11 protein-coding genes are annotated in these 12595 nt (G+C 45.8%); 5 read left to right on the forward strand and 6 right to left on the reverse strand.

Going from position 1 to position 12595, the window contains the following annotated elements; genetic code table 11:
• The first annotated feature begins 12 nt into the window (after positions 1-12).
• A complete protein-coding gene (locus ACQ4XT_RS17420) occupies positions 13-345 on the forward strand; it encodes a hypothetical protein (protein ID WP_446854759.1) in 333 nt (110 codons plus the stop codon).
• 153 nt (positions 346-498) lie between these two features.
• Here ACQ4XT_RS17420 and ACQ4XT_RS17425 read toward each other — a convergent pair whose 3' ends face one another.
• Positions 499-1884, reverse strand: coding sequence for an MFS transporter (locus tag ACQ4XT_RS17425; protein ID WP_446854760.1), 1386 nt, complete (start codon positions 1882-1884; stop codon positions 499-501).
• 846 nt (positions 1885-2730) lie between these two features.
• Between ACQ4XT_RS17425 and ACQ4XT_RS17430 the strand changes: the two genes are divergently transcribed.
• Positions 2731-3294 carry an FAD-dependent oxidoreductase gene (locus ACQ4XT_RS17430; RefSeq protein ID WP_446854761.1) on the forward strand — a complete coding sequence of 188 codons (564 nt, stop codon included), beginning with the start codon at positions 2731-2733 and terminating at the stop codon, positions 3292-3294.
• Positions 3295-3342: 48 nt separating this feature from the next.
• On the opposite strand, the gene ACQ4XT_RS17435 is transcribed toward ACQ4XT_RS17430, so the two are convergent.
• Entirely contained in the window at positions 3343-4866 is a 1524-nt protein-coding gene (locus ACQ4XT_RS17435) for a glycine betaine uptake BCCT transporter (protein ID WP_446854762.1), read from the reverse strand.
• Between the two features lie 198 nt (positions 4867-5064).
• Here ACQ4XT_RS17435 and ACQ4XT_RS17440 point away from each other — a divergent pair, with 198 nt between their 5' ends.
• Complete coding sequence (locus ACQ4XT_RS17440; protein ID WP_226588913.1) at positions 5065-5454, forward strand: SET domain-containing protein; 390 nt, start codon at positions 5065-5067, stop codon at positions 5452-5454.
• 666 nt (positions 5455-6120) lie between these two features.
• Here the strand turns inward: ACQ4XT_RS17440 and corA are convergent.
• A complete protein-coding gene (gene corA, locus ACQ4XT_RS17445; RefSeq protein WP_446854763.1) occupies positions 6121-7071 on the reverse strand; it encodes a magnesium/cobalt transporter CorA in 951 nt (316 codons plus the stop codon).
• A 113-nt stretch (positions 7072-7184) separates the two neighbouring features.
• Between corA and ACQ4XT_RS17450 the strand changes: the two genes are divergently transcribed.
• Entirely contained in the window at positions 7185-7766 is a 582-nt protein-coding gene (locus ACQ4XT_RS17450) for a GNAT family N-acetyltransferase (RefSeq protein ID WP_446854764.1), read from the forward strand.
• Positions 7767-7811: 45 nt separating this feature from the next.
• Here the strand turns inward: ACQ4XT_RS17450 and ACQ4XT_RS17455 are convergent, their stop codons facing one another.
• The 3 genes from ACQ4XT_RS17455 to ACQ4XT_RS17465 all read right to left on the reverse strand — a co-directional run bounded on the left by ACQ4XT_RS17455 (position 7812) and on the right by ACQ4XT_RS17465 (position 10559).
• Positions 7812-8831, reverse strand: coding sequence for a DUF1835 domain-containing protein (locus tag ACQ4XT_RS17455; protein ID WP_446854765.1), 1020 nt, complete (start codon positions 8829-8831; stop codon positions 7812-7814).
• Between the two features lie 97 nt (positions 8832-8928).
• Positions 8929-9999: a CopD family protein gene (locus ACQ4XT_RS17460; protein ID WP_446854766.1), complete on the reverse strand. Its 1071-nt coding sequence runs from the start codon at positions 9997-9999 to the stop codon at positions 8929-8931.
• Positions 9996-10559, reverse strand: a complete 564-nt coding sequence (locus ACQ4XT_RS17465; protein ID WP_446854767.1) for a copper resistance CopC family protein — start codon at positions 10557-10559, stop codon at positions 9996-9998. Before ACQ4XT_RS17465 ends, ACQ4XT_RS17460 begins: the two co-directional genes overlap by 4 nt.
• A 582-nt stretch (positions 10560-11141) precedes the next feature.
• On the opposite strand from ACQ4XT_RS17465, the gene ACQ4XT_RS17470 reads away from it, so the two are divergent.
• Positions 11142-11669 (forward strand): hypothetical protein, encoded by a 528-nt coding sequence (locus ACQ4XT_RS17470; RefSeq protein ID WP_446854768.1) that lies wholly within the window; start codon positions 11142-11144, stop codon positions 11667-11669.
• The last annotated feature ends 926 nt before the right edge of the window (positions 11670-12595 follow it).

Consider the following 12595-nt stretch of genomic DNA (forward strand, 5'->3'; position numbering starts at 1 on the left):
GAGGTGACGACAGTGAATGAGCTGTCTTCTTACCAAATCACATTGAACCGCCCGTTAAAAACAAACCAGATTATGAAAGTGTACAAAAAGATTTCGAAAAATGGGTGTGACTTATACTTACATCAAAATCAGCTGATTGCTGATGCTGGGCACCTTCCGAAATTATTATCATTTTTCCTATTCATGAACAAGGAAGAGTCGTTTGTTATGATTATCGATGGCGAGTGTGTTGATGATGTTTACAACGAAATCAAAGGCGAATGGCAGGATCATATTGCTGAAAGTACATGCCGTAGAAAATACAAGGAAGATATGGTTCAAAACGAAACTTCTATCCTAGTATAACTTTTGTATAATAATTATGAAGTCCACTGTAGGATGTAAATGTCGAATTATCATGAAACTTCTTCCCAGCGAAGGAGTGATCATCTTAGTTTTTCATACCTATCCAGAGACTCCTTCGCAATTCTTTATACATAAGACGAAAACCCGCTCCTTTTACAAGGAAGCGGGTTTCTTTTGCGCATACGTCTGTTCTTTTTTATTAAAGTTCAAGCGGAACTGTAGAAATCCCAGGAGGATGATGAGCGCGAACGCAAGAAAAATGTTGCTGTAAACTGCTGTCGTGCCTTCAAAACCAAACCAGTTGAACGGCTGGTTCGGGTTGAATACATCAAGCGCTCTGCCAATCAAAGCCCCACTCAGCGCACCGGATACGAAGTTGAGCAGGTTAAACACACCCATCCCTACCCCGGTTTCATTTTTGTGTAAAATGTTCGCAAGGATATCAGCGGATGATGCCTGCACGAGCGGGAAGCTCATGTAGGCAATGATAATCGCTGCACTTACGATATACGGATGAGCTCCGACAAGTGTAGACAACACGACAAATCCAGTTCCTAATAAACCGAGTGCCATATAAAGAACGAACGTGTTCCCTTTCGAATCGACGAGGTTTCCACCTTTTTGGCCCATCAAGGCTGCACTTAAGGCTCCTGGGAAAAGGACGAGACCGATCATCATCGTTCCAAGTCCATAGGCATCACGGAACATGATCGGCAGCATGAACATCATGCCGAACAAACACACGACGCCGAGAAAGCTTGTAATGATGGTCGCTCTATACGGGTTGCTTTTGAATAGATGAGCCGGTATGAACGGTTCGTCAATCGCCTTCATCCGCCATAAATTCAGAACAAAGAACAGTACCGTAAATAGGAATAACCATGTGATTCCGAGTGTAATACCTAGCATCAGCGTGGAAATTACCCCAGCGATCAAAGCGGCACCGACGTAATCGATGTACCCCTTTTTTGACTCTTCCTGAGGCAGGTTTTTACGTAAGAATGGCAATGTAATGATAATCATCGCGGACGTTAAGAACAAATAACGCCAATCGAGAAAACCTGCAATGAAGCCACCCGCAATCGGACCGACACCTGAAGCAAAAGCCATTACAGAGGAAACGATGCCGAGCACTTTCCCGCGTTCATTCGGAAAATAACGGATCGGTGCCAGGAAAACGAGTGCCGGAATCATGGCCCCACCGACAGCCTGGATGACCCTCGCTAACAGCACCATCCCATAGTTCTGAGCGAAAAAGCCGAACAAGGATCCGGCACAAAATATACTGAGTCCGAACGTAATCAACGTTCGATAGGGATAGTAGTCCGCCAGTTTTCCGTAAGTAAGAGCTCCGACGGCATAGACCATTATATATCCAGTCATGACCCAGCTGACTTCCGATGGCATCAATTGATACGTTTTTGCTATATCTGGTACGGCGATGTTGAACATCGTCCCATTCATCACTGACATCATCATAACCGCGCAAAGGGAGATCAATAATCCCTTTGGGTTACGTACTTGTTGTTCTTCCTTCATGTTTTGATCTCCCTTCCATTATTTCGTTACCCGAAATGATTCTACAGGACATCTCTAAATAAAGCAACGGTCAAACGTTGGATATGAAAATTTTACTTTGTCTTCATATTTATTTCATATAAGCTCCCAGGTGTTAAAGACTCTGTTTCGAGATGGTCGATGAGTGGATAGGGCTCCGGTAAACCGTTCGCTTTCCATGGGGCGGGCGGTGAACCTCCTCAGGCTACGCCTTCCGGGGTCTCACCTGTCCCATACGTCCTTTTAGTTATCCGGTTCCGGTGCCTAAGCGGCTAGTGAGACTTCCCTCGCTTCTGTACGATAAGTCAACATCGAATCACACCGTTCTTCGTGTTTTCTTTATCTCCTCCAGCTCCGTCCAGTGCATACGCTGCTAATCAAGACGCCTGCACACTTAAGATAGGAGTCTCGCCATTCCTCTCCACCCACTTTTCGTAAGACATTATCGAAACTACCTTCCAGTAATAAGAGCTTTTGTAGTTAAGAATCGTATCCCGATGCAGATTAAGCAGGATTTCACAACACTACTAGGCAGGTTACTATATGAGGGATTTCGAGAACCTCATTTGGTAAAGGGGCGGAAGGAAACGGTGAGACTCCTGTGGGAAGTGCGTGGTAGATGAGACCCCGCAGAGCTTTAGCTCGAGGAGGCTCATCACTCGCCCACGGAAAGCGAAGCTTTTCCCGGAGCCTTAAACTCCAACAAAAGTCTCGAAATCGAATTTTCCACAATTCGGCCAGATTGTTCACCAAAACCATACTGTCAAAATTTAAATGGACGGAAAATTCAGATATAATGGAGGAGAAACTTCAAAAAGGAGTGGTTGGATGTACGATGTAGCGATTATCGGTGCCGGACCTGCTGGTGCCAGTGCCGGGCTTTTCACAGCAAAAGCCGGCAAGAAAACGATTCTTTTTGATAACGGAAAAAGCATTACAGCAAAAGCCTGGGTCGAAAACCACTACGGCGTCGATCCGATTGAAGGTCCGAAGTTATTAGAACAGGGACAGAAACAGGCAGAGAACTTCGGAGCAGAAATCATCCAGGATGATGTGGTTTCCATTGAGGAAAAAGAAGAGCTCTATGTCATCCATACAGGAGAGGGCAGTTATGAAGCCTCCCACGTCATTTTTGCGACTGGCATGTCTGTGAAAGCTGCCGAATCCTTCGGTCTTGATGTGGTCGAAGGGACCGAACCGCGCGTAGCCAAAATCATTGAGACCGACAAACACGGACGTACGTCCAAGCCGAAAGTTTGGGCTGCCGGTACTGTTGCCGGTGTGAGTGTCCATACGATTGTGACATCAGGGGATGGAGCGAAGGTGGCCATCAACGTCATTAGTGAGTTGAATGGCAAGCGTTATGTCGATCATGACGTACTCGGTAAATAAATACGCAACGAACAAAGCCCCCGATCTTTTTCAGATCAGGGGCTTGCTTTATGATTTTTTATCGTCAGGCGGGTTGAACCGTCCTACACCCAGCTCCCTGCCCTCTTTGTAGATCGCCTTCACAAAACTGATGACCATCATCAACATGATGATCGAAAATGGCAGGGCTGCGATAATCATCGTATTTTGCAGCGCCTGCAGCCCTCCTGTATAGAGAAGAGCCAACGCTGTTGCAGACAGCAGCCCACCCCATGTCAGCTTGATGGACGTTCCCGGTGTTTCAGAACCACCCGTCGTCATCATTCCGAGGACAAAAGTTCCCGAGTCTGCGGATGTGATGAAGAACGTAGCGATCAATGTCATCGCAACAATCGAAGCCAGCCATCCGAGAGGAACGTTTGAGAATACTCCGAACAACGATTCTTCTGTCGCCAGAGATGAAATCGTATCAATCGCATTGTGCTCCAGTTGTATAGCTGTACCGCCGAAGGTCGCAAACCATAGAAATCCGATGATCGAAGGCACAACTAGGACTGTGAAAACAAACTCACGAATACTCCGCCCTCTCGAAACACGGGCGATAAACACTCCGACAAACGGCGACCACGCGATCCACCATGCCCAGTAAAAGATCGTCCACGCATTGATCCATTCACGCGTTTCCTGATTAAGCGGGGCAATCCGAAAGCTCATGGTAGGCAAGTATTGAAAATAGGCCCCGATGGAACTGGTGAAGATGTTCAAGATGAACATGGTCGGCCCTACAATGAAAACAAGGAGAAAAAGAAGACCTGCAAGCGCCATGTTCGCATTACTGAGGATCTTGATTCCTTTTCCTAAACCCGTCCAGGCGGAAATCATGAACAAAACGGTGACGATCGCGACGATAATGAATTGAACGACAATGCCGGTCGGAATATCAAATAGATAGGACAGTCCTCCATTGATCTGTACGGCACCGAACCCAAGAGTCGTCGCCACCCCGATGACGGTCGCGATGACGGCAAGGATATCAATGACTTTCCCAAACGCTCCTTCTGCCGCCTTTTCCCCGATTAATGGTTTTAATGTGGCACTAATCAGCCCTGCATGGCCGTGACGGAAATTGAAATATGCGAGCACAAGCGCAACAATCCCGTAGATCGCCCACGCATGAATGCCCCAGTGGAAAAAGGTGAACCGCATCGCATCTTTGATCGCCTGATCAGTTCCGGTCTCCCCCGTCGGTGAACTGATGGCATAGTGGCTGATCGGTTCCGCTGTTCCCCAGAACACGATCCCGATCCCCATGCCGGCACTGAAAAGCATCGCAATCCAGGTCGGACGTGAAAATTCGGGTTTCTCCCCCTTTTTCCCTAACTTGATCCGCCCAAGCGGGGTAAATAGGAAGGTGAGACAAACAAGTACAAATAGTGTGACGACGATCAAATAATACCAGCCCAGTTTGTTGGCGATGAAACTTTTGACGTTCGTGGTCATCTGTTCCAAGCCATCCGGCCAGACGATACCGATGATGACGAGAACAAGCATGATTCCAGCTGAAACCTTGAAAACTGTATTGAATTTTTTCATCAGCAAGCGATCCCTTCCAAAAAAAGATTGTTAGAGATAGTATCTTTCCACTTGCTTTTCCTATTCTTTTTGAGGAAAACTGAAAAATAAGAAAGTTGCTTTCCATTCCGATACCTGTCAGACTTGAATAGTCGAAGAAACGAGATTATCCGTGGGAACGGATCGCTTTTATAGAAGAAAAATCACGGAGGTGAGACGATGATCGAAGTACGTATGTCTACACTGGAAAACGAAGAATTGAACCGCGGCATTTTCGCAAAAAGGGATATTGCCAAAAATGAGCTCATTCACCAGGCTCCTGTCATCCCTTATCCAAATGAAGAACATGTCCACATTGAAAAAACCCGCCTGGCTGATTATGCGTTCGAATATGGCGAAAATCACACAGCCTTCGTGCTCGGCTATGGAATGATGTTCAACCACTCCTATGAGCCGAACGCCAACTATGTCATCAATTTCGAGACACACACGTTTGACTTTTATGCTTACAAAGATATCAAAGCGGATGAAGAAGTGTACATCAACTACAATGGTTTTGTTGATGAACAGGAACTTCTTTGGTTCGACCAGGACGAAGAAGAATCTTAAATAATATTTAAAAACGGTCGTGACATTCGTCACGACCGTTTTTTATTAGCGAGGGCGGCGCTCCTGGATATCGATAGAGATTTCAAAGATGTTGATCATTCCGGTCATCTCCTTTGTTTTCTTGTTACTTTAAGTATAGAGCGCTTTCCATTTCTTTCTAACGGCCGTTGGAGTGATTTCCCTTCATCCTCTGGACCGAAAAAAGACGGAGGGGAAAGGACTGAGCCGCTTCCGCCTTCTGTCTCAGAGAGATAGATACTGATAAATGCTTCAAACCCACCGATAAAAGTGCAAAAGTTACCGATAAAACCTCAAAAGCCACTGATAAAAGCTTAAAAGTAATCGATAAACTCTTAATTGAGACTGATAAATGTCCAAAACCCCTAACAAGCAGATCCTATGTCATGCGCTCAACAAAAAAACGCCCGCGACCTCTCAGTCACGAGCGTTAGTTCTATATAATCAGCGAGGGCGGCGGTCCTGGATATCGGTAGAGACTTCAAAGATGTTGATCATTCCGGTCATCTCCTTTGTTTTCTTGTTATCTTAAGTATAGACCGCAACCCTTTTCTTTCTAACGGCCGGTGGAGTGATTTCTCCTCATCCTCTGGACTGAAAAAAGACGGAAGCCACCTGCCCTGGTGGCTTCCGTCTTACGTCTTAGATTCAATCAAACCATCCTTTGTTTCTGAACCAGATAAACATCGCAACCGAGACCGCAATCATAACTCCCCAAACGACAAAGTAGCCGTACTCCGTCTGCAGCTCAGGCATGTTGGCAAAGTTCATGCCATACACACCAACAATGAATGTCAGCGGCATGAAGATGACGCTGATGACCGTGAGAATCTGCATCGTCCGGTTGGTTTCGTGGGAGTTCAAGGACAAGTAGCTGTCCCGGATATCCTGCGTCATTTCCCTGTTTGATGCAACCATGTCGGCCACTTTGATCAAGTGGTCATGGATATCTGCAAAGTATTCCCGTCGATCAAACACCCCGTCCAAGTGCCTTGTGTTCAAAATACGGTAGAGCAGATCTCTCATCGGATGAATCGTCTGCCTCAACGTCAGCAGTTCGCTGCGCCGGTCGAACAACTCCTCCAGCAGCCTTTCCATCGACAAGTCTTTCGTGTTGTCTTCGATTTCATTGATGTGGTCTTCAATTTTATAAATGATCGGAAAATAATGGTCGACGACCTTATCCAGAATCTGATGAAAGACATAATACTCGTCGACATCCTCATGCTGCTTGTTACCCTTGACGATCCTTTTCGCTTGTTCCAGCGGTTCATTCTTCTCTTTATGAAAAGTGACGATGGAACAATGACCGAGAAAAACGTTGATTTCCTCCCGCTCCAGTGTCTGTGGATTTATGGAGTGGACAACGATGAAGCTGTGATCGTCATAGTAATCCAGCTTCGGACGCTGCAGCCCGTGCAGGCAGTCCTCAACCGCCAGGGGGTGGAACTCGAACGTTTTCTCTAAGAGCGTTACTTCCCCTTCCGACGGTTGATTGAAGTCGACCCAATACCAGTCCCAGTCCCCGCTGGAAAGTTCTTCGATGGAGAGACCATTATGCAACCCAGACTCTCTATTATAAGCCATAACCTCAATCATGCGTTTCACCTACCTATGTACGTCTTATTCTTTTATAACCGTAAACGAAATTATTCAAACAACCATTCTCACTTATGGTACGATGGTAGAAAACACGGAACGGAGGCAGGCGGATGCTGCAACGATTGAAAAACGATGAGCAATTAAAAGGACAACGGGTAACTTTACGGACGATTTCCGAGAAAGACATCCCCGTTTTGTACCAGTTGATCTACAATGGCGACCAGCCGGAATGGAAAAAATGGGATGCGCCTTATTATCCGCTCGAGCCTCATACTCTTGATAGCTATCGCAGTCACGAAAAAGCCCGCATCCACAGGCTCGGACCGAACGAACCCGACTCACGACTGATCATCGAAGTGGATGGAAAAACGATCGGCACCGTCACTTATTATTGGGAACACAAACCATCCCTATGGCTTGAGGTCGGTATCGGCATCTATGACCCCGACTATTGGAACGGAGGGTATGGATCAGAAGCGCTGGAGCTTTGGGTGGACTATCTGTTTCGCACACTTCCCCTTGCGCGCGTGGGTCTCACGACATGGTCCAAAAATGAGCGGATGATGCGAGTCGGTGAAAAGCTCGGCATGAAAGTGGAAGGCCGTTTGAGGAAGTGCCGCATTTATGAGGGTCAGTTTTATGATTCGATCCGTATGGGTGTCCTTAGGGAGGAATGGATGAAACGTGCGTAGAAAAAGCTTGGCTAAGCAGCCAAGCTTTTTCTTTTTCCTATCATTCTAAATGACTGGTCCTGTGTTCCATTTCACTTCGTAATACCTCATCCCTCTCGGAACACCTCTAATCAGGAATTCCCCCTGCAGGACAAGTTCACGGACGCGGTACTCAAAAAAGCTGTCCCCCACGACTTGTGACGAGTGCCCCAGCACTTCTCCAATTAATCGGGCTGCTTTTATGTAATCTTCCCTCTCACTCTCCTCCTGCAACCTTTTTAATGATTGGATGAGAACCGCATCAAAATAGTCTTCAGTCTTGGATTGGATGCCTTCCTCCCACACTCGGAGATTCGCATTCTCCTGGGATAAAGCCTGCCATTCGTCCCGATAGGATTTCTTGATCTGTTCGGACACGGGGAACCTAAAGGAACGCTCCAACAATACCGCAAAACGACCGGGAGAGAGTTCCCCTGTGTGAAGCGGAAAATCTAAAACATCCGTTACTTGAACCACATCGATTTCGTTCGGTTTCTTATTCAAAAGATGCATCACAAAACAAAGCCCGGTCTGTTCGTGTGCATTGGTACTGGTCCAGATTGTAACCGGCACCCCGGCTGGAATGGACCTCAAGTTCTCAATGGTCTTCAGGGAATCTTCTACCATGTGCATCCACTCTTCATCATCTATGACTAGATGATAGAACAGCCATTCTTTCCGCTTTTCGATCCCTTCTTTTTTATCCAAATCCTGAATGGGCCCGATGGAAAACATTGGAGAAAGAGCTATGACTTCTTCCCTCGACTCTTCTTGGTTCAAAGCATGCTGCAAAGAACCTTTTGTAGATTCACTAAAGACGATATGTACATGCTCTACTTCGCTCCCTTCCTCCGCTTGGAACGGGGTCAGACGATCATCACACACCCGTTCTGTTCTTTCATTCATTTCTTTTATCCGATGTAGCCATTCTTTCTCTGATATCTTGCCCGCTTCAACATAAGAGAACATCGCCCACTGATGAAACAGAATGGTGCGCATTTCTTCTTCCTTCAATACTTCAAGCTTTCTTTTCATGGATAGATCCATTATTTATCCCCTTTAATTTAGTAATAAGCGTGAATACGATTCAACAAGCCTGATGGTTTCATTTCATAAGAAAACGGACACCCGCATAGGTGTCCGCCTAACTCAATGATACACTACTCATAAGACCAAGGTACAAGCACCATACAACCATGGCACTGACGAAAAAAGTACCTGCCAACGAGTTGCGCTTGATCATCACTGCTGTAAACAGCAGAAAAATGAAGGCTAAGACAAAAGAAGCGATACTGATCAAATTCGGAGCAAGGGTCAATGGACCGACCCCGTCAACCGTTGTGAATAGACGGAAAAGGATAGAAGGTTCCTGTTGCTCCAGTGTTTGTGCAATCTTATGCGGCGTTTCCTGTTCGGTCATGTATCCGGTAATCGTATAGATGAAAACGATGAGAAGACCTTCTGCTTTCCACCAGCGTCTCGGTGAGAAATTTGGATCCTCCGCTACTAAGCGCTTCATGAGAAAACCATTGACGAAGGCAAACAGCAGGAGAACGATAAACAGAAGATGTTTGACTACCAACGCCTGACCATAGGAGAGCATCCATGAAGCTACGATGCTTTCTGATAATAATAAACTCATAGCTACTCCAGTCAGGATGACCCATACGATGCAGCCGATAGCTACCTTCGTAAACCAGCTCACAAAAGATTCCCAATGGTGCTCCCGATCAGAAAAATAGCTGACAACAAACAATATTCCAGACCATACGCCTACAGCGATAAAATGAATCGTATGAAAGAGAGCCCCTTGAAAAGAATTTGTGCTCGCAGAATGCCCTGTCAAACTTTGGGTGAGAATCATCCCCACGATGAATAATAGACTGAATGAATAGACGATTTTCGACCTTTCTACCGTGTTCAGCAACACCACAAGAAGAACAGACAGGGAAAATAGAAGAAGCCAGGACTGTCCTCCCTTTAACTGGGTAAGCACATGAATAAGACTCGAGAAAAAGCTGCCTTCTCGATACCCCTGAAGCGTGACTGAGAGCTCTATGATTGGAGATAGAGCGAAAACTGGCACCAGTAGGGTAACAACAGTCCATATCTTTCTTCGTTGAGCAAGCTTTTCATCAGAAAAGGACAAGAGGCTTGCACCAATCAGAATGGAGAGACAAGCATAGAGGCCTCCATTCGTTAACGCATGAATCATGATTTTTTCCTGATCCCCAGAAATACAAGAACAGCCGTAATCAAAATCCCGAATCCAAGTACCGGTACAATCCAGACCATCGATTCATTCCCCTGGTTCGACCCTGCTACTTCTTCACTTTCAGCAGCTTCTCCGCTTGTATTTTCATCTTCATCTGAAGTGGTTTCTGGATCCTCTGTTTCGGTATCCTCCTCAGCTGCCGCTTCATTCACTGTATAAGTGAAAGGCAACTGATTTTCCATCACATGCCCGTCTTCCCCAATGATGCTGTAGAAGACCTCAATCTCTCCACCATCAACTTCATCAGGAATGCTGAATTCAATGACATTTTCAGGGGAATGGGTATAGCTCTGTATTTCGAACTCCTGCCCATCTTCACCTGTAACCGTCAGGGCGGTCGGCTCCTGGACTTTTGAGTCAAAGGTCAGCGTGACATTTGGGTTTTCAGAAGTTAACGCACCTCCTGATTCAGGTTCTGAGCTGTCAAGATGTGTGTGTGCCCCTACCGTCATTGGCAGTGCAAGTACAATAAGTAAACAAAACATAGAGATATATTTCATGGTCCTACTCCTTTTCTCTTTTATAAAGACTACGAATGGAAAGGAGCGATGGTTCACTCCTCCTCTCATTTAATCAGAGCAATGGTAGGAATACCAGAGTAAAACATGGACAATTTGGTGAACAGAAAAACCTACGTTCTAGAACGGAACATAAACCAAGGGACTTTTTTTGAGGGGATTATTGAATGATGCTTTTCTTTCCTATACCACATGTATAAATATCACCACTAGTCTTCTTTATATTCCTGTTAGTAACAAGTACAGTTCCACCGTCTTCCATAGCGAGGATGTGAAATCTGCCTTTCTTTGTGACTCGAACGATTTCATTCTCGCTCTCAGGCTTGTCGTGGCACCAAATCCTGTAGTCCTCCACAAGATTCAGAGCTTCCCCTCCTGAAAAGGCCTTTCCAAACAGTGGTGTGCCTGCACTCTTACCGAAAATTACGCCGCATCGTTTGTAAACCCGCCTTTCACCAATTATTTCAAAGGTTCATGAAATACTCAATTCTTTTAGTAAACATGCCAACGTGTTCCATGATACGATACGGTTAATGATGGACAGCAAAAAAGGAGCCGTTACTCATGTACAAAATTTTCACAGGAATCTTCTTATTAACCAGCATCATTTTCGCTTATCTTTGGTTCGATACAACCAGGTCCTCTGAGATTGACACGTTCACAAGAGATGCCGCCACATCCGCCGTGTCCGAACTTCCTTTTCGTATAGAAGACGTCACCCTATCTTTTGAGTCGTTTCATAGCGAAAAAGATGAGAAAGCAAAGTTCTACGCAGAGACATTGCTCACCCGCAGTCTTCAGCAATTGACCGGAAATCAGAGGCTGTTGAATGCTGCCGAACGATCAAATGAATTGGAAAATGGATACTTCCGTGATTATTCGAATGAGTTATTCAAACTTCGGTCAGTGATTACTAAGGAGTCCTTCAAAAACGAGGAATCAGACAAAATCGAGGAAATCACAACCGCTTTAAAACAGATCCACACCGACGTGAAATACATTATAGAAAAAGAATCTTTCACAGTATCTGACAAGGAAAAAATGGAGGCCCTGACAGAAACGATCCGTTCATTTAATGACCAGTTTCTATGATAGAGGATCCATAGTAGTTATGAAACTAAATGGCAGGTTTGTGGAAGACTCAATTTCGAAACTTCTGTTGAGTGGATGGGGGCTGCGGAGAATAGCTCGCTTTCCGCGGGGCCCCACACGAGGTGGGGTCGTTCTATGTTGGCACAGGACGTGCCGAACTTAATCGAACTTCCTCTATTCTTTTTAGCCTCCTCGGACTGCGTCCTGTGGTGTCTCACCCTGCACTTTTTTCCTTAAATATCCGGTTCCGGCGCCTAGCGGCTAGTGAGACTTCCCTCGCTTCTGTACGATAAGTCAACATCGAATCACTCTGTTCTTCGTGTTTCCTTTATCTCCGCCAGCTCCGTCCAGTCCATACGCCGCTGATCAAGGCGCCTGCACACTCAAGTTAGGAGTCTCGCCATTCACCTCCGCCCCTTTGCTATATCAGTGTCTCAAAACCAATTCACGAATAATCAGCTTTTCAGTTTGAAGGGACTATAAGTATAAAACTATCATGCCGAGGTATTTAAACCCTGAAAGCTTGATACATAGCCTTTTATGCTTGTAACAATCGTAGATAGCGAAAGACAATTCAACTTGGTAAAAAGGGGTCGTTTCTCACCGATATCCAAGGGGATGGTTGGGAAGCTACGAGACTCCAGGGGGAGAAAGGAGATAGGCGAAATCCCACAGGGCTTTAGCCCGAGGAAGCTCGCCACTCTCCCACAGGAAAGCGAGTAGCTTCCCCGCCACATCCTTCGAAGTGATAAACGTATGCCCTGTGCAAGGTGGAAAATCTTCCATTATCCCAATGTTTGAGGGATATAACGCTCAGGATCAAGCTTTTACGTACCTTATCATCTACTTCCCGCAATCATACGAACTGACCTTTTAAAAGTGGTTTCGAGAATCTTCCATAGCAAAGGGGCGGAGGGAAACGGTGA

Source organism: Halobacillus sp. 12SKB (assembly GCF_052941655.1).

Coding starts and splice junctions, on each gene's coding strand:
- ACQ4XT_RS17425 (WP_446854760.1), bottom strand. CDS start 1,884: ATGAAGGAAGAACAACAAGTACGTAACCCAAAGGGATTATTGATCTCC.
- ACQ4XT_RS17430 (WP_446854761.1), top strand. CDS start 2,731: ATGTACGATGTAGCGATTATCGGTGCCGGACCTGCTGGTGCCAGTGCC.
- ACQ4XT_RS17435 (WP_446854762.1), bottom strand. CDS start 4,866: ATGAAAAAATTCAATACAGTTTTCAAGGTTTCAGCTGGAATCATGCTT.
- ACQ4XT_RS17440 (WP_226588913.1), top strand. CDS start 5,065: ATGATCGAAGTACGTATGTCTACACTGGAAAACGAAGAATTGAACCGC.
- corA (WP_446854763.1), bottom strand. CDS start 7,071: ATGATTGAGGTTATGGCTTATAATAGAGAGTCTGGGTTGCATAATGGT.
- ACQ4XT_RS17450 (WP_446854764.1), top strand. CDS start 7,185: ATGCTGCAACGATTGAAAAACGATGAGCAATTAAAAGGACAACGGGTA.
- ACQ4XT_RS17455 (WP_446854765.1), bottom strand. CDS start 8,831: ATGGATCTATCCATGAAAAGAAAGCTTGAAGTATTGAAGGAAGAAGAA.
- ACQ4XT_RS17460 (WP_446854766.1), bottom strand. CDS start 9,999: ATGATTCATGCGTTAACGAATGGAGGCCTCTATGCTTGTCTCTCCATT.
- ACQ4XT_RS17465 (WP_446854767.1), bottom strand. CDS start 10,559: ATGAAATATATCTCTATGTTTTGTTTACTTATTGTACTTGCACTGCCA.
- ACQ4XT_RS17470 (WP_446854768.1), top strand. CDS start 11,142: ATGTACAAAATTTTCACAGGAATCTTCTTATTAACCAGCATCATTTTC.